We start from the raw sequence: 18,267 nt of genomic DNA on the forward strand, positions 1-18,267 counted from the left end.
TTATAACTCGATATTCGGGCCTCTTCAGGCTGGCGCCATAAGAAGTTCACGAATATCCATCAATTCTTTTTTGATGGCTTGCATCTCTATGCCTGCGATCTCATCTGGAGCGGATTCAGACGAATCTTCAAAATCATCAATATCGGCCTCATCGAGCTCCAGTACCTCCATGCCATCCAGTTGAACTTCGCCGTTGCGCTTCTTATCGCGCTCGGCCTGAAGCAACTCCTGCATCTTGTTGCGGGCACCGCTGATGGTGAAACCTTGGTCATAAAGAAGATCACGGATTTTCCGGATCATCAGAACTTCATGGTGCTGGTAATAGCGTCGGTTGCCACGGCGCTTCATAGGCCGTAGCTGCGTAAACTCCTGCTCCCAATAACGTAGCACGTGCGGCTTGACGCCACACAAATCACCCACCTCACCGATGGTGAAATAACGTTTGGCGGGAATGGGAGGAAGCGTTTTCTCCATTGAAATCAATGCTGTACGAGACAAAGCGTAGAGGTTACTCTAAGTTTTGTCCGTACGCAAAGATTCCTTTACGCAGTAACTACAAATAAATCAGCCGCCGTGCTTTAGTTCACGACTCGGTCTTGCCTTCGTCCTGAATTTGTTCTTTGAGCTTGTGGCTTGCATGAAAGGTCACCACTCTGCGTGCCTGGATTGGAATGGCCTCGCCGGTGCGGGGATTGCGCCCGGGACGGGGCGCTTTGGTGCGGATCTGAAAGTTTCCGAATCCGGAAATTTTTACGTCCGTGCCATCGACCAGGCTACTCGCGATCAGGTCAAAGAAAGCGTCGATCATGTCTTTTGACTCGCGCTTGTTCAGTCCGATTTGCTCAAACAGCAAATCTGACAGTTGCGCCTTGGTCAATGCCGGGGTCTCCAGACTTTCCACAGAGAATTCCATGACTGCGCCCTTCTGCGGTTCAAGCATTACGCACGCTGACGAGCGCCCACCGACGTCACCAACTGGTCTACCACGGCTTTCATGGCGGATTCAATTTGGTCTTCCGTCAGCGTAGCTTCGTCACTGTTCAGGGTCAGACGCAATGCCAAGCTGCGGTCGGTACTACCGGCAGCGGCTTCAGCATCTTTGGTTACCTTGGGCCGGTATACGTCGAATAGCTGGACATCACGCAGCAAACCTTGCGTTGGGGCAGCACGCACTGCTCTCACCAGGTCGGCATGGGTAACCTGGTCGCCCACTACCACGGCCACATCGCGCTGTACGGCTTGGAATTTGGCGACACTCTGGAAAACGGGCACTTGGCGTGCAAGTACGGCATCCAGTTCCAATTCAAACACGATGGGCGCGGTGGTCAGCTCATAGGACTGGCGCCACTTGGGGTGCAACTCGCCTACGAACCCGACGGAGCGACCGTTAAGTTTGATTTCTGCTGTGCGGCCTGGGTGCAATGCGGGGTGCTGCCCGGGTACAAACTCAGGCTTCAGGGGCGCGAACAAGGCCTCGACATCCCCCTTCACGTCAAAGAAGTCTACGCCCTGCTCTTTGCGGCCCCATTGCAATGCATCAGCACCGCCACTGGCCAAGCCGGATACGCGCATGGGCTGGTCAAAGCCTTCAACCGTGGAGTCGGTACTCTTGATTGAGGCATTGCGCAGGAACACACGCCCCAGCTCGAAGACGCGAACGCGTGGCGCCTTGCGGGCCAGATTGAAGCGCAGCACTTGCAGCAAGGATCCGATCAGGGAGGAACGCATTACGCTCATCTGGCTGGCAATCGGATTCAACAACTTGATGGGGTTTGGATTACCGGCAAGCTCGTGCTCCCAGCGCTCTTCCACAAAACTGAAGTTGATGGTTTCCTGGTAACCCAGCGCGGCGAGTGAACGGCGCACTGCAAATGCACTGCGCTGATCTTCTTGGCGAATCTTGGCCGTGATGGGCGCTTGCGGCGGTGTATGCGGCAGGTTGTTGTAGCCCACCATGCGGGCGACTTCTTCAATCAGGTCTTCTTCGATCTGCAGATCGAAGCGGAAGGACGGAGGGGTTATCGTGATCACACCCTCAGACTCCTGCACCGGCAAACTCAAGCGGCGCAGTGCATCCGCACACTGAGCTTGGGTCAGCGGCATACCGATGACCTTGACTGCACGCGCAACACGCAGAGAAACGGGTGCAGCCGCAGGAACATTGGCGACCAAATCATCTACAGGGCCACACTGGGTTTCGGGAGTGCCACAGATCTCGATGATCAGTTTCGTGATGCGCTCAATGTGTTCCACCGTTTGCTGCGGATCCACGCCACGCTCGAAACGGTGACCGGCATCCGTCGAAAAGTTGAAACGGCGCGAACGGCCTGCGATGGACTTGGGCCACCAGAAGGCGGCTTCCACATAGATGTGGCGGGTATCGTCAGACACGGCGGTGGCATCACCGCCCATGATGCCGGCCAAGGATTCGACTTGCTGCGCATCGGCAATGACACCCACTTTTTCGTCCAAAGTCACGGTATTGCCGTTGAGAAGCTTGAGTTGCTCGCCCTGCTTACCCCAGCGCACATCGAGTCCGCCATGGATTTTTTCGAGATCGAATATGTGGCTGGGGCGACCCAACTCGAACATCACGTAGTTCGAAATGTCTACCAAGGGGCTGACGCTGCGCTGGCCACAACGAGCCAGTCGGTCAACCATCCACTGAGGCGTTTTGGCTTTGGTATTGACGTTGCGGATGATGCGCCCGGAGAAACGGCCACACAGGTCTGGAGCGCTGATTTTGACAGCCACCTTGTCCTGGATCGAGACGGCGGCTGATGGGAACTCGGGCGCCATCAAAGGCGCGCCGGTCAAGGCGGACACTTCACGCGCTACTCCATACACGCTCAAGCAATGTGCCAAGTTGGGCGTCAGTTTGAGAGTGAACAGGGTGTCGTCCAGATCCAGATACTCACGGATGTTTTTGCCCAGAGGCGCGTCCAGGGGCAGCTCCATCAGACCGCCATGGTCTTCAGACAGCTTGAGCTCGCGTGCGGAGCACAACATGCCCTGGCTTTCCACACCGCGAAGCTTGCCGACCTTGATCAAGAATGGTTTGCCATCCTCGACCGGAGGTAACTCTGCACCCACCAAGGCGCATGGAATTCGGATACCCACGCGTGCATTGGGGGCGCCACAGACGATGTTGAGCAGCTCGGCTTGGCCCACATCGACCTTGCAGACGCGCAAGCGATCCGCATTGGGGTGTTGCTCGGCCTCCTTGATCTCACCCACCACGATGTGGGTAAAGGGAGGAGCGACAGGCTTCAGCTCTTCGACCTCCAGACCAGCCATGGTCAAGGTTTCGGCGAGTTGGTCGGTAGAGATGGCGGGGTTGCAGAAAGTGCGCAACCAGGATTCTGAGAATTGCATGTTCGGGACCGGCGTGGTTGTTGTTCTTGTGGATTACTGGAATTGCGACAGGAAGCGGACATCACCGTCGAAGAACAGGCGCAGGTCGTTCACGCCATAACGCAACATGGTCAAACGATCCGGCCCCATGCCAAAGGCAAAGCCGATGAACTTTTCAGGGTCCAGGCCCATATTGCGGATCACATTGGGGTGCACTTGACCGGAACCGGCGACTTCGAGCCAGCGGCCTGCAAGTGGGCCGGTTTGGAACTGAATGTCGATTTCGGCGCTGGGCTCGGTAAACGGGAAGAAGCTGGGGCGGAAACGCAAAACCAGATCATCCGACTCGAAAAAGGTCCGGCAGAAATCGGTAAAGACGAACTTCAGGTCCTTGAAACTTACGTTTTCACCCACCCACAAGCCTTCGCACTGGTGGAACATGGGGGAATGGGTGGCATCGCTATCGACGCGGTACGTGCGCCCCGGGGCAATGACACGGATCTCCGGCATTTCACCGGCATAGAGACCTTCCGAAGTGGCACCCGCGGCGGCGCGGTGCGCCTTGACGTGCTGCACCGCATAGCGGATTTGCATGGGGCTGGTATGGGTGCGCAGCAGGTTGGGCGCAGCCTCGGAGCCACCTTCCACATAGAAGGTGTCGTGCATGGAACGGGCAGGATGGTCTTCGGGCGTATTGAGGGCGGTGAAGTTGAACCAATCGGATTCGATTTCGGGGCCTTGGGCCACATCGAAGCCCATGGAGCCGAAAATGGCTTCAATGCGCTCCAGCGTCAAGGAAACCGGGTGCAAACCGCCCTGCCCCCGCTGGCGACCGGGCAATGTGACGTCCAGCGCTTCTGCCTGGAGCTGGGTTTGCAGTTCGGCATCGGCCAATGCTTGACGACGCTCGGTGAGCGCGCTCTCAATAGCCTGCTTGGCCAAGTTGATGGCGGCACCGCGGGATTTTTTCTCCTCCACGCTGAGGGCGGCCATGCCCTTCATCAGCTCGGTGATCTTGCCGGATTTGCCCAAGAAAAGGGCTTTGGCGTTCTCCAGATCAGCGGGCGTGGCAGCTTGCAAAAATGCAGCTTTGGCGGTGTCAACGATGTCGTTCAACTCGGTCATAAATAGGTACTTGACGATTCAAATCAATGAAAAAGGGCTAGTGCTTTTTCAAGCGCTAGCCCTTGTTTCTGGTGCGCGGAGTGCTACTGAATCAATAGCACTCTGCTGCGGACTCAAGCAGCCAGTTTGGCTTTCACTTGTTCCACAATGCGAGCAAAAGCAGCCATGTCGTGGATAGCGATATCGGACAGAACCTTACGGTCGATCTCGATGTTCGCTTTCTTAAGACCATTGGCAAACTGGCTGTATGTCAGACCGCATTGACGGGCTGCCGCGTTGATACGGGCAATCCACAACTGACGGAACACACGTTTCTTGGTACGACGGTCACGGTAGGCATATTGCCCAGCCTTCATTACCGCTTCTTTGGCGATACGGAAGACATTACCGCGGCGACCGCGGAAACCCTTAGCAAGGGCCAGAACTTTTTTATGGCGGGCGCGAGCCGTTACACCACGTTTGACGCGAGGCATGTGATTACTCCTTGTACGTCGTTAATTAAATACCACGACCGGGCAGCATCTGTGCCATGTGACCCATGTTGGTCTCATGAACAGCTGCGGAACCGCGCAAGTGGCGTTTATTTTTAGTGGTCTTCTTGGTCAAGATGTGACGTTTGAAGGCTTGACCGCGCTTAACGGTACCACCTGGACGGACGCGGAAGCGTTTCTTCGCCGCGCTCTTGGTCTTCATTTTGGGCATGTTCATGCTCCTTTTCATTTGTGCTCGTGAGGCGTCTGGAAAACGACTTCCAGCCTTGTTGGCCCCGAGCCACTTGTGCAACACCCGTTGCCGGGTTTGCTTTTTGCAAGTCACTTTTCAGCGACTTGCCAACTCCGGGCAGGTGACCAGACCTGCCCCGAATACTTACGCTGCAGCTTCCGCCGCAGGCTTGGGAGAGCCGCCACCGGGTTTCTTACGGCCTGGCGCGATCATCATGATCATCTGGCGGCCTTCCAGCTTGGGAAACTGCTCAACGATGATGGTGTCACCCAACTCGTCGCGCATGCGCTGGAGCATGGCCAAACCAATTTCCTGGTGGGTGATTTCACGACCGCGGAAACGCAAAGTGATTTTGCACTTGTCGCCATCCGCCAAGAAGCGACGGATGTTGCGCATCTTGATGTTGTAGTCGCCGTCATCAGTACCCGGACGGAACTTGATTTCCTTGATCTCAATGACCGTCTGCTTGGCTTTCGCTTCCGCTGCCTTCTTTTGCTCTTGGTACTTGAACTTGCCGTAATCCATCAACCGGCACACAGGCGGGTTGGCAGTGGCAGCAATTTCAACCAAGTCAACGTCGAGGTCACCCGCCATGCGGAGGGCTTCCATCAGGCTGACGACACCCAAAGGTTCGTTGTCAGGGCCGGAGAGGCGAACCTCAGGGGCCATGATTTCACGGTTCAAACGGTGTTTACGTTCTTCGCGCTGGCGGCGGTCACGAAATTCAGTAGCGATGGCTCAATCCTTCACAATATCTGCTACACAAACTGTAGCGGTTGCCGCACAGCACGCGCCGTCAAACCAATATTTCCTTGGGGAGACCTCAGGATGATTTGTTGGCAATGTCCGCGGTAATGCGCTCAATGAACGACTCCAGGGGCATTGCACCGAGGTCTTGACCACCCCGGGCACGCACTGCGACAGCGCCTGCTGCCATCTCTTTGTCGCCAATGACAACCAGATAGGGCAGCTTCTGCATCGAATGCTCCCGTATTTTATAGGTTATTTTCTCGTTACGCAGGTCTAAATTGACCCTAAGCCCTTGATTTTGCAGCGTTTTGGCCACGCTTCGGGCGTAATCGGCCTGTGCGTCGGTGATATTGAGCACCGCTACCTGCACGGGAGCGAGCCAGGCGGGCAAGGCTCCAGCGCTCTCTTCAATCAGGATGCCGATGAAGCGCTCCAGGCTGCCGACGATCGCGCGGTGCAGCATGACGGGACGATGGCGGCTACCGTCTTCCCCGACAAATTCTGCATCCAGACGCTCGGGCAAGTTGGGATCCACTTGGATCGTGCCACACTGCCACGGACGGCCCAAGGCGTCCTTGAGCGTGTATTCGATCTTGGGGCCGTAGAAAGCACCCTCGCCTGGCAAGTATTCGAAATCGCAGCCTGAAGCACGCAGACCCTCAGCCAAGGCATTTTCTGCACGGTCCCAACTCTCTTCGGTGCCGATACGCTTTTCGGGCCGGGTGGAGAGTTTGTAGATGATGTTGGTGAAGCCGAAGTCTTTGTAGACTTTCTGGAGCAAGGTTGTAAAGGCCTTCACCTCCTCCTGAATCTGGTCTTCAGTACAAAAGATGTGACCATCGTCTTGCGTAAAGGCACGCACGCGCATGATGCCGTGCAGGCCGCCCGAGGGCTCGTTGCGGTGGCACTGACCGAATTCGCCGAAACGTAAAGGCAGATCGCGGTAACTCTTGATGCCCTGCTTGTAGATCAAGATATGGCCCGGGCAGTTCATGGGCTTCAGGGCGTAGTCGCGCTTTTCACTCTCGGTGGTGAACATGTTTTCGCGGTACTTGTCCCAGTGGCCGGTTTTCTCCCAGAGGCTCTTGTCAATAATTTGAGGGCCCTTGACCTCGAGGTAACCGTTGTCCTGGTACACCTTGCGCATGTACTGCTCGACGCCTTGCCAGAGTGTCCAGCCCTTGGGGTGCCAGAAGACTGTACCGGGGGAATGCTCGTCGATGTGGAACAGATCGAGTTCGCGACCCAGCTTGCGGTGGTCACGCTTTTCGGCCTCTTCGAGCATGGTCAAGTGCTGCTGCAATTCGTCCTTGGTGGCCCAAGCAGTGCCGTAAATGCGCTGCAGCATTTCATTGCGATGGTCTCCACGCCAGTAGGCACCCGCCACTTTCATGAGTTTGAAATGTTTGAGTTTGCCGGTGCTGGGCACGTGGGGGCCTCGGCACAGATCTTCAAACTTGCCTTCGCGGTACAGCGACACGTCTTCATTCGCAGGAATGCTGGCAATGATTTCGGCCTTGTATTGCTCGCCCAAACTCTTGAAGTACTCCACCGCCTCATCACGCGGCAACACGCGACGCACAACGGGCTCGTCCTTGTTGGCGAGTTCGGTCATCTTCTTTTCAATGGCGACCAGATCCTCTGGAGTGAACGGCCGCTTGTAGGAAAAGTCATAAAAGAAACCGTGCTCGATCACGGGCCCGATGGTCACTTGTGCATCGGGGAACAGCTCCTTGACGGCATAGGCCAACAAGTGGGCCGTGGAGTGGCGAATGACTTCCAAACCATCGGCATCTTTGGCGGTAATGATGGACAGCGCACTGTCGGCGGTCATCTGGAAACTGGTGTCCACCACTTTTGCAGCATCAGCAGACTCGCCTGCGGCTCGGACCTTGCCGGCCAAAGCTGCTTTGGCCAAGCCGGTGCCGATAGAGGCAGCCACTTCGGCCACGGTAACCGGGCCGGGGAATTCACGTTTGGAACCGTCAGGGAGTGTGATGTGGATCATGGTGATGTCGAGGAAAGAGGGTCTTGAAAAGCAAAAAGCGCGGAGTGGTCCGCGCTTTACTATGAATTTGGTAGCTGACTGCGCACAAGGCGCGCGGACTACGGCCTTATTCGCTGATGAATGTTGCCGGTGTAGTTCGCGGTGTCATAACCAAACTGCCTTTCTCGCTCTTATACAAAGTTGATAAGTGCATTTTAACCGCAGTCTGCATGGATGAAAAAAGGCCGAGCGCCTTGTGAGCGACCCGGCCTTGACTCCACAGCGGTTGGCTTAGTGGAATTGCTCTTCTTCGGTAGAACCGGTCAGTGCCTTCACAGAGGAGGAACCGCCCTGGATCACGGTCGTCACATCGTCGAAGTAACCCGCGCCGACTTCCTGCTGGTGCGACACGAAGGTGTAACCCTTTTCGCGGGCTGCGAATTCGGGCTCCTGCACCATGTTGGTGTAGTGCTTCATGCCTTCACCTTGGGCGTATGCATGAGCGAACTGGAAGGTGTTGAACCAGTTGATGTGGATACCTGCCAAGGTGATGAACTGGTATTTGTAACCCAGCGCAGACAGGTCTTCCTGGAAGGATGCGATCTGGCTGTCATTGAGGTTCTTCTTCCAGTTGAAGGAGGGTGAGCAGTTGTAGGACAGCAACTTGCCGGGGCAAGCAGCGTGCACCGCTTGGGCGAACTCACGGGCAAAGCCGATATCCGGCACGCCTGTTTCGCACCACACCAAGTCCGCATAAGGTGCGTATGCCACACCGCGGCTGATGGCTTGTTCCAGACCGTTCTTGACACGGTAGAAGCCTTCTTGTGTGCGCTCGCCAGTCAAGAAAGGCTTGTCGTTGGCGTCGTGGTCGGAAGTGATCAGGTTGGCAGCTTCTGCATCGGTACGGGCCAGCACGATGGTGGGCACGCCCATGACGTCAGCAGCAAAGCGCGCAGAGATCAGCTTTTCAACAGCTTCCTGGGTAGGGACGAGAACCTTGCCACCCATGTGGCCGCATTTCTTCACTGCAGCCAACTGGTCTTCAAAGTGAACGCCTGCAGCGCCGCTTTGAATCATGTTCTTCATCAGTTCAAATGCGTTCAGCACGCCACCGAAGCCGGCTTCGGCATCAGCCACGATGGGCAGGAAGTAGTCGATGAATTCTTTATCGCCCGGGTTGATACCGCGGGACCACTGGATTTCGTCAGCACGCTTGAACGTGTTGTTGATGCGGCGAACCATGGTGGGCACCGAGTCGTAGGCATACAACGACTGGTCGGGGTACATGGTCTCAGAGGTGTTGCCGTCTGCAGCTACTTGCCATCCGGACAGGTACACCGCCTCCAAGCCAGCCTTGGCTTGCTGCATCGCTTGGCCCGCAGAGATCGCACCGAAAGCGTTGACGTAACCCTTCTTGGCGCCGCCGTTCACTTTTTCCCACAGCTTCTCAGCACCGCGCTGTGCCAGGGTGTACTCAGGCTGCAGGCTACCGCGCAGACGCACGACGTCGGCGGCGCTGTAACCACGCTTGACCAGCTTCCAACGGGGGTTGGTCGCCCAGTCTTTTTCCAAGGCTGCGATTTGTTGTTCGCGGCTCAATTGCTCTTTGATGGATTGCGGCATGAGAACACTCCTAGGTTGGTTGATTGATTCGGCCAATTTCGATTGCCGATGACTGTATTCTAAGTCTTATATAAGACACATGTTCAATCTTATGTCTTATATAAGACATAAATTTTCATCAATCAAATCAAGCACTTAGAGAGTTCATTTCTCAATGCAAAATCAATTAACTCCATACGATATAGCAGCCGCGTAATCCAGATCCGCTTAATTCACAATACGAAATGAAAAAGCGCCTAGTAAAAAATCAATAGAACGCGGCGTAACGCTCCATCTCCCAGGCACTGACCTGCTGGTGAAAAGCGTCCCACTCAGCACGCTTGATAGCCAGAAACTGGTCCACAAAAGCTTGCCCCATGGACGCAGTCAAATCACCATCCGCTGCCAAAGCGTCCAATGCCTCCTGCAAGCTCCGGGGCAGTTGAGCAGGCAAGGCCTCACCAGCGGCCGCTACCGCATAGAGGTCTTGCTCACAAGGCTGAGGTGGCACCATGCCACGGTCTACGCCATCGAGGCCCGCGAGCAAGGTGCCGGCCAAAGCGGCGTACACGTTACATGACGGGTCTGGCAAACGCCATTCCATGCGACCTGCCACCGTGCGCACCACACAAGTCCGGTTGTTATCTCCGTAGGCCTTCCACACAGGCGACCACGTAGTACCAGACGCACTGGCACTGCTGGCTAAACGCTTGTAGCTGTTCACTGTGGGAGCGCAAATGGCAGCCAATGCATCCGCGTGCGCCAGTAGGCCAGCTGCAAATGCGTGCCCTACTCGGCTCAAACCCAAGCTACCGGACACATCAGAAAACACCGGCACACCTTCGGCATCCGTGATGCTCAAATGGAAATGCAGCCCGCTGCCGGGAGCTTGCGCCAGTGGCTTTGGCATGCAGCTAAACACCATGCCGTGACGTTCGGCCACGGCGTGTGCTGCCAGTTTGAACAGCATGAAGCGATCTGCCGCAGCCAATGCATGGTCGAAGCGATAGTTGATCTCGTACTGACCGGTGGCATCTTCATGGTCCATCTGCTGCAACTCAAAGCCCAGACTGGTGAGCGTCTGGCGCATGTCGTCCAGGTAAGCCGCATTGCGATGGATGGATTTCAAATCGTACGAAGGCTTATCCAGTCCATCCTGCACGTCCGCCACTTGCCAACAGCCGTCGCGTTTGTTGAGCAGAAAGTATTCCGGCTCGATACCCACCCACAAGGTCCAGCCCCGCTCTTTCAATTTCTGAATCGCCTTTTGAAGCAACTGGCGCGAGCAAGTTTCAAGGGGCTCCCCACCGGCAAATCCGTCACAGACGGCATGCGCCACGCCCGGCATAAAGGGCAGCGCCCGTATGGTTTCCGGCACCACACGCCCGTAATACTCACTGCGGGCCCCGTAGCGCGGCAGTCCCGTGCCCCAGATGCTGGGACCGGCAAATCCAGCGCCTACCTCCACCCATTCGCGCAAGTTTTCAACGGGGACCAGTTTGCCCTTGGCCACACCGTGGATATCGCTGAACTGCGGCAACAGCGAATGAATGCCTTGCGCTTTGAGCGCGGCTATGAGGGCGGGATAGTTGTGCATAAAAATAGCCTATGGCGCACGCCGCACCTGCGCGACGAGCTATGAAATCAATAGCAGAGCGAGCATTGCCGGACGTTCAGGCAGGTTGGATCGCAGTCGTACCCGCGCGGGTGGCGGCGGCAATCTCGCGTTCCCTCTTGCGTGTCTGGCGGGCAACCCACACGCTATAGCTGATGATCACAATGGTCACCGTCAAAATGAGCAACGTGGCAGCGGCATAGATGGTCGGATTGATACCCCGGCGCGCGTAGCCAAATATGACTTGCGGCAAGGTGTTCACGCCAGGGCCGGACAGAAACTCCGAGATCACCACATCGTCAAACGACAGCGTGAAACTCAAGAGAAACGCAGCCAGAATGCCCTGCGCAATGTTCGGCAAGGTAATCAGGAAGAACACCTCATGCGGGCGGGCGCCCAGGTCCATCGCGGCCTCCTCGATTGAGCGGTTCATCTCCAGAAGACGGGATTGCACAACGACCATACCGTAAGCCATGCCCAACAAGGTGTGCCCCAAGATGATGGTGAACATACCGCGCTCGGGCCAACCGAACACGTTTTGAGCCCCCACCATCAGCAGCAAAAGGGAGAGACCAATCACCACCTCTGGCATCACCAAGGGTGCATTCACCATGCCGGAAAACGCAGTACGCCCGAGGAAGCGCCGGTAGCGCACCAGCACAAAGGCCGCAAAGGTGCCCAGCACGGCAGACAGCACGCCTGTAACCAAGGCCACCTGAACTGACAACCAAAAGCCCTCCACGATTTTGGTGTCTTTGGTCAGTGCCTCATACCAACGGAAAGAAAATCCGGTGAAGTTGGCATCCTGACGGGTGCTGTTGAACGAGAACACCACCATAAACAGGAGTGGCATGTAGAGGAACGCATAGACCACGGCCATCCAGACCTTGCCGAAGTGCTTTTCAAACCAGGCTTTCATGATTCACCTCAATGCTTGGCTTCAGCGGCATCGCCGGTGTAGCGGTAATACAGGGCCAAGGGCACCACAATCAATCCGATCATCACCACAGCCAAGGCGCTTGCCCGGGGCCAGTTGTTGCTGGTGAACATCTCGTCCCAGACAACGCGGCCGATCATGATGTTTTCGGGACCACCCAACAGGGAAGGAATGACAAATTCACCGACCGATGGAATAAACACCAGCATGAAACCCGCGACGATGCCCGCTTTGGACAGTGGCACCGTAATCAGCCAGAAGGCCTTGAATGGCGAAGTACCCAGGTCATAGGCCGCCTCCAGCAAGCGGAAGTCCATCTTCACCAGGTTGGCGTACAAGGGGAGAATCATGAAGGGCAAATACACATAGGTCATACCTACCAGCATGGACACATTGGTGTAGAGCATTTGTACGGGCTCGGAGGTGAGGCCGACAGCCATCATGAACTGATTGATCACACCCTGGTCCGCCAGAATGCCTTTCCATGCATAGACGCGCAGCAGAAACGACGTCCAGAACGGCAACATCACCATCATCAGCAATGCCGGCCGCACGCTAGGTTTGGACCTGGCAATGAAATAGGCGAAGGGATAGCCGATCAGCAGACACAAAACGGCCGTGCACAAGGCGTACCAGATGGAGCGCAAATAGGCTTCGATATAGAGCGTCTGGAACAGCGGGCCGCCTTCACTAGTTCGGAAGATGGACCAGTAGTTTTCATACTTCAACTGCAACAAACCAGTGCTGGTATCCCATATCGGCTTGAACGGGTTGATATCGTTGCCCATGTCTACAAAACTGATGTAGAGCAGGATCAAAAAAGGCAGCAGGAAAAAAATCAACAGCCATCCATAGGGCACGCCTATCACAAAACGGCGACCCGGCATCGATAGATTTGAAGAGGCCATGGCAGTCCTTAATCGCGCAGCACGATGCCGGAGCGGTCACCCCACCAGAAAAACACATTGTCTTCCCAGGTGATGTCACTCACATCCTGTCGGGAGGTGTTGGCCTCGGTGATCTTCACCTTGGTGCCATCGGTCGCCACCACGATGTAGGTGTTGTAAGAGCCGAAATAAGCTATCTCTTTGACTTTGCCCGTAAAAACATTCACCGCCGCTGCAGGTCGGGTCTTGCTGATTTCGATCTTCTCGGGGCGCACTGCAATACCGACCGGCATATTGAGCGTGCCACTCACGCCATGCCCTACCTGAATTTCGCCGATACCGGTGACCGCTGCACAACGGTCCACCTCGTCCACGCTGAGGCGGCCTTCGAAGATGTTCACATTGCCGATAAAGTCGGCCACGAACCGGTTCGCCGGGTGCTCGTACACCTCTTCGGGGCTGCCAACCTGCAACACGCGGCCCTTGCTCATGACCGCAATTCGGCTCGCCATCGTCATGGCTTCTTCCTGGTCGTGGGTCACCATGACACAGGTCACGCCGACCTTTTCAATGATGTTCACCAGCTCGAACTGGGTTTGTTCACGCAGCTTTTTGTCCAAAGCACCCAGAGGTTCATCCAACAGCAGCAACTTGGGGCGCTTGGCCAGACTGCGGGCTAGCGCAACACGCTGTTGTTGCCCGCCTGACAATTGGTGGGGCTTGCGTTTGGCATAGGCGCCGAGCTGCACGAGATCCAGCATCTCACCAACACGCTGCTTGATTTCGTCTTTGAGCAGGCCTTCCCGCTTCAGTCCGAATGCCACGTTTTCCCAAATGTCCAGATGAGGGAATAGCGCATAGCTCTGGAACATCATGTTGATGGGTCGGTCATACGGCGCCAGCTTGGCGACGTCCTGGCCACCTAACAAAATACGACCGGAGGTCGGCGACTCAAAGCCTGCCAACATGCGCAGCAAAGTGGATTTGCCACAACCAGAGCTGCCCAGCAAGGCAAAGATCTCGCCCTGCCCGATCGACAGTGAAACCTCGTCCACGGCGACGGCCTCGTCAAACCGCTTGACCAGCTTTTCGGTTACCAGATATCCCATTTTGTCGGGTTGCACTGCCATGTGATGACCTTTGATGATGTCTCTAGAAGCAAAAAGGGCTGTTCATACCGGCGTACAAACAGCCCTTGGGAGCACTCAAATCAGGAAATTACTTGCCTTTTTTGAATGCGTTGTAGGCATTGGCCATGGACTCGCGCGCTTCGTTGGTGAAGCTGCTGGGAGGAATCATCTTGCCGAAGTAGTCAGCATCCACAAAGATGCTCTTGTTGCTGGCGATTTCAGGTTTGATCTTGTCCACAGCGGCCTTGTTGCCGGTGTTGTAGTTCATTTCATTGGTCATCAGCGCTGCGTTGTCTGGGCGCAGATAGAAGTCGATGAACGCGTGCGCGTTGTTGGGGTGCTTGGCATCCTTGGTCAGACCAATGGAGTCAATAAAGATCAGAGCACCAGTGCTGGGCAGCAAGGCCTCGATCACGTCTTTGGAGCCGTTTTCTTTGGCACGGCCGGCTGCAATGTTGATATCACCTGCCCAACCGATAGCCGCGCAGGCTTTGCCGCCAGCGATGTCATCGATCATGGTAGAGCTGAACAAACGGACATCCTTGCGAACCTTGGCCAACATCGCTGCGGCTTCCTTGTAGTCGTCGCTGCTGTTGGAGTAAGCGTCCTTGCCGATGTAGTGCAGAGCCACGGGCAGAATTTCAGTCGGGGAATCCAGGTAAGCGATGCCGCAAGACTTCAGCTTGGCGGTGTACTTGGGGTTGAACACCAGGTCCCAAGCGTTTTCGGGCATGGGCATGCCACCCAAAGCCTTCTCAACCTTGGTCTTGTTGATGCCTACGGTGGTGAAGCTCCAGGCCCATGGGACCAGATGCTTGTTTTCGGGGTCCGCCTTGGTCATGGTGGCCATCAATGCTGGATCCAGATTCGCTAGATTCTTGATCTTGGCTTTGTCCAGAGGCTGCAGCAGGCCGCCTTCGATTTGCGGCTTGGCAAACACCGTACCGGGAACCACCAGGTCGTAACCGGTGTTGCCGGCAACCAGCTTGGCGTGCAGAGCCTCGTTGGTTTCAAACGTGTCGTAATTGACCTTGATGCCGGTTTCTTTCTCGAAGGCGGCGATCATGCCTTCGGGAATGTAGTCAGGCCAGTTGTAGATGTTCAGTACCTTCTCTTCGATATTGGCAGGTGCTGCAGGCGCGCTGGCGACTGCTGCCGGCGCAGCTGCGGCTGCAGGCGCCTCTTCTTTTTTGCCGCAAGCGGCCAAGACAAGCGCTGAGAGCGCAAACGTGCAAAGGTACTTATTCATGGTGAGCAAATCTCCGTAGAAATGGATTCGGGGGACTACGAACTACAAGCCTGACTCAAGCAATATTCAGACCAAAAAAGATTATAGAAGTGCTATAGCAGGCCCCGGGCCTTCAACTCGGTCTGAGTGAGGTCCAATGCCAGATAAATCAGGCGCATCATTTCGTCGATGTCAGCACGCGTCATGATCAACGGAGGGGCAATGATCATCCGATCGCCGACTGCACGCATGATCAGCCCGTTTTGGAAGCAATGGCCGCGACAAATCATGCCGACGCCGTCATCGCCGTGAAAACGTGTCTTGCGGGCTTTGTCTTTCACCAACACCAAGCCCCCCACGAAACCACAGGTCTCCGCCACGCCGACCAGCGGGTGGTCGTTCAGCTCGGCATAGCGCTGGGCAAAGTACGCACCGATTTCGCCATGCACCTTTTGAGGGAGCTGCTCGCGCTCCATGATCTCGAGATTGGCCAAGCCCACCGCACATGCGACCGGGTGCCCGCTGTAGGTGTAGCCGTGGTTGAACTCACCGCCCTGCTCTATCAGCACCTTCGCCACGCGGTTCCCCACCATGACGCCGCCCAAGGGCATGTAGCCGCTGGTGATTGCCTTGGCAAAGGTCACAAGGTCGGGCTTGTAGCCGAACTTCTCATAGCCAAACCAGTGGCCCAGACGACCAAAGGCACAAATAACTTCATCGCTGATCAACAAGATGCCGTACTTGTCAACGATGCGCTGGATTTCAGGCCAGTAGGTGGAAGGAGGGATGATCACGCCCCCCGCGCCCTGCACTGGTTCAGCAATAAATGCCGCAACCTTGTCTGGCCCGACTGCCAGGATTTTTTCCTCCAGCCAACCTGCAGCGCGGACACCGAATTCCTCGGCCGTCTCGCCCGGCAAACCATTCTCGAAATAGTAAGGTTGCTCAATATGGGTGATGTTGGGGATCGGCAGGTCGCCCTGTGCATGCATGCCACTCATGCCCCCCAGCGAGGCACCTGCCATGGTGCTGCCATGGTAGGCGTTATTCCGGCTGATGATGACCTTGCGTTGCGGCTGCCCGAGCAAGTCCCAGTAGCGGCGCACCATGCGCACGTTGGAATCGTTGCTTTCGCTACCGCTGGAAGAATAGAACACATGCTGGAAGCTGCGGTCACCCACGTCAGGTGCAAGCGATGCCAATTTGGCAGCAAGTTGAACCGCCGGCACATTGGTAGTCTGGAAAAAGCTGTTGTAGTAAGGCAGCGTCATCATTTGCTGATGGGCGGCATCTGCCAGCTCTTTGCGGCCGTAGCCGGCGTTGACACACCATAAGCCGCTCATGCAATCCAGGATGCGATGGCCTTCGGAGTCCCAAACGTACACACCTTCCGCCCGGGTAATCACCCGCGCACCACGGCCGTTAAGGTCCTTGAAATCAGTAAACGGGTGAAGGAAATGGGCGCTGTCCAAAGACTGGATCAGGGCGGTATCGACGACTGTGTTCATGGCAGGCTCGTGAATAAGCAAAACAAATTTAGACGTGAAGCAAGAGGTGCTCACGTTCCCACGGAGAGATGACTTTCATGAACTCATCAAACTCCAGCTCCTTGATTTCGGAGTAGACCGTAATGAACTCTTTGCCCAGCACCTCGTGTAGATCGGACTCCTTGCGCAGCCAGTCCAGCGCTTCGCCCAGGCTACGTGGCAAGGCATAGGGGGACAGGTACGCATCACCCCGCATTTCGGGCTTGGGTTTGATCTTGTTTTTGAGCCCCAGGTATCCGCAAGCCAGCGTCATGGCCATGGCCACGTAAGGGTTGGCATCAGCACCGATCACCCGGTTTTCCACACGGCGGGCCGCGGGTGACGAAATGGGTGAACGGATACCCACCGTGCGGTTGTCATAACCCCACTCGATGTTGATAGGCGCCGCCGTATTGCGGGAAAGACGGCGGTAGCTGTTGACGTAGGGCGCTACCAGCACCATGGCTGCAGGAATGTAGCGCTGCAAGCCGCCGATGTAATGCATGAATGCTTCGGACGGCGTGCCGTCCTCATTGCTGAACACGTTCTTGCCGGAGGCAATGTCCACCAGGCTTTGGTGTACGTGCATGGCACTGCCGGGCTCGCCGGCAATCGGCTTGGCCATGAACGTGGCATACATGTCGTGCCGCATGGCTGCTTCACGGACGGTCCGCTTGAAGAAGAAAACTTCATCCGCCAGGCCCAGGGGCTTGTTATGGAAGAAGTTGATTTCCATCTGCCCTGCCCCCACTTCGTGGATCAAGGTGTCGACGTTCAGCTCCATCTTGTCGGAATACTCGTAGATCTCTTCAAACAAGGGATCGAACTCGTTCACAGCATCAATGCTGTAGGCCTGACGGGAGGTTTCAGCGCGGCCGCTGCGCCCTACCGGAGCCCTTAGCAAGGTGTTGGGATCGGTGTTGCGCGCTGTCAGGTAGAACTCCAGCTCAGGCGCCACGATGGGCTGCAGCCCTTCGGCCTCGTACAGGTCGCACACGCGGCGCAGTACGCTTCGGGGGGCGAAGGGCACCAGCTTACCTTCATGGTCAAAGCAATCGTGAATCACTTGGGCTGTGGGATCAGCCGCCCACGGAACGATACGCACGGACGAGGGGTCCGGCCGCAATTGCATGTCTTTGTCGGTGGGGTCGATCACGTCATAGTAAGGGCCGCTTTCGGGGAACTCGCCCGTCACGCCCATGGCCACAATGGCTTGGGGCAAACGCATGCCACGGTCTTCTGTGAACTTGGCACGGGGCAAAATTTTTCCGCGAGCAACACCCGTCAAGTCAGGCACCAGACATTCGACTTCGGTGACACGCCGCTCGTTGAGCCATTGCTCCAGATCGTTGAAATTCATCGTTTTGTTTTCAGTCATTTTTCATCTCCTTGAAACGTTGCCG

General features: G+C 56.1%; 16 protein-coding genes. All 16 read right to left on the reverse strand.

The genetic code is table 11. The features are described 5' to 3' along the window. Positions 1–24 precede the first annotated feature (24 nt). On the reverse strand, positions 25–474 hold the full coding sequence (locus RAN89_RS12980; protein WP_313866707.1) for a MerR family transcriptional regulator: 450 nt from the start codon (positions 472–474) through the stop codon (positions 25–27). A gap of 109 nt (positions 475–583) precedes the next feature. Further along, positions 584–913: an integration host factor subunit alpha gene (locus RAN89_RS12985; RefSeq protein ID WP_087497165.1), complete on the reverse strand. Its 330-nt coding sequence runs from the start codon at positions 911–913 to the stop codon at positions 584–586. 26 nt (positions 914–939) lie between these two features. Next, positions 940–3,375, reverse strand: a complete 2,436-nt coding sequence (pheT, locus tag RAN89_RS12990) for a phenylalanine--tRNA ligase subunit beta (RefSeq protein ID WP_313866708.1) — start codon at positions 3,373–3,375, stop codon at positions 940–942. Positions 3,376–3,408: 33 nt separating this feature from the next. Next, on the reverse strand, positions 3,409–4,479 hold the full coding sequence (gene pheS / locus RAN89_RS12995; RefSeq protein ID WP_313866709.1) for a phenylalanine--tRNA ligase subunit alpha: 1,071 nt from the start codon (positions 4,477–4,479) through the stop codon (positions 3,409–3,411). 113 nt (positions 4,480–4,592) lie between these two features. Continuing rightward, on the reverse strand, positions 4,593–4,952 hold the full coding sequence (rplT, locus tag RAN89_RS13000) for a 50S ribosomal protein L20 (protein ID WP_313866710.1): 360 nt from the start codon (positions 4,950–4,952) through the stop codon (positions 4,593–4,595). A gap of 25 nt (positions 4,953–4,977) precedes the next feature. Next, positions 4,978–5,181, reverse strand: a complete 204-nt coding sequence (gene rpmI, locus RAN89_RS13005; protein WP_087497166.1) for a 50S ribosomal protein L35 — start codon at positions 5,179–5,181, stop codon at positions 4,978–4,980. Between the two features lie 165 nt (positions 5,182–5,346). Further along, entirely contained in the window at positions 5,347–5,937 is a 591-nt protein-coding gene (gene infC, locus RAN89_RS13010; protein ID WP_313869396.1) for a translation initiation factor IF-3, read from the reverse strand. 88 nt (positions 5,938–6,025) lie between these two features. Beyond that, the gene (gene thrS / locus RAN89_RS13015) at positions 6,026–7,960 is read right to left on the reverse strand and encodes a threonine--tRNA ligase (protein WP_313866711.1); all 1,935 of its coding nucleotides are present in this window, start codon (positions 7,958–7,960) and stop codon (positions 6,026–6,028) included. Between the two features lie 270 nt (positions 7,961–8,230). After that, a complete protein-coding gene (aceA, locus tag RAN89_RS13020; RefSeq protein WP_087494122.1) occupies positions 8,231–9,562 on the reverse strand; it encodes an isocitrate lyase in 1,332 nt (443 codons plus the stop codon). 247 nt (positions 9,563–9,809) lie between these two features. Then, the gene (locus tag RAN89_RS13025) at positions 9,810–11,138 is read right to left on the reverse strand and encodes a type III glutamate--ammonia ligase (protein WP_313866712.1); all 1,329 of its coding nucleotides are present in this window, start codon (positions 11,136–11,138) and stop codon (positions 9,810–9,812) included. Between the two features lie 76 nt (positions 11,139–11,214). Next, positions 11,215–12,075, reverse strand: coding sequence for an ABC transporter permease (locus RAN89_RS13030; RefSeq protein ID WP_313866713.1), 861 nt, complete (start codon positions 12,073–12,075; stop codon positions 11,215–11,217). Positions 12,076–12,083: 8 nt separating this feature from the next. Beyond that, positions 12,084–13,001 (reverse strand): ABC transporter permease, encoded by a 918-nt coding sequence (locus RAN89_RS13035; protein WP_313866714.1) that lies wholly within the window; start codon positions 12,999–13,001, stop codon positions 12,084–12,086. Positions 13,002–13,009: 8 nt separating this feature from the next. Then, entirely contained in the window at positions 13,010–14,110 is a 1,101-nt protein-coding gene (locus RAN89_RS13040; protein WP_313866715.1) for an ABC transporter ATP-binding protein, read from the reverse strand. An 88-nt stretch (positions 14,111–14,198) separates the two neighbouring features. Further along, complete coding sequence (locus RAN89_RS13045) at positions 14,199–15,359, reverse strand: extracellular solute-binding protein (RefSeq protein ID WP_313866716.1); 1,161 nt, start codon at positions 15,357–15,359, stop codon at positions 14,199–14,201. A 92-nt stretch (positions 15,360–15,451) separates the two neighbouring features. Then, on the reverse strand, positions 15,452–16,846 hold the full coding sequence (locus RAN89_RS13050) for an aspartate aminotransferase family protein (protein WP_313866717.1): 1,395 nt from the start codon (positions 16,844–16,846) through the stop codon (positions 15,452–15,454). 28 nt (positions 16,847–16,874) lie between these two features. After that, entirely contained in the window at positions 16,875–18,242 is a 1,368-nt protein-coding gene (locus RAN89_RS13055) for a glutamine synthetase family protein (RefSeq protein ID WP_087494129.1), read from the reverse strand. Between the last annotated feature and the right edge of the window lie 25 nt (positions 18,243–18,267).

This window comes from Rhodoferax mekongensis (assembly GCF_032191775.1).
GTDB lineage: Bacteria > Pseudomonadota > Gammaproteobacteria > Burkholderiales > Burkholderiaceae_C > Allorhodoferax > Allorhodoferax mekongensis.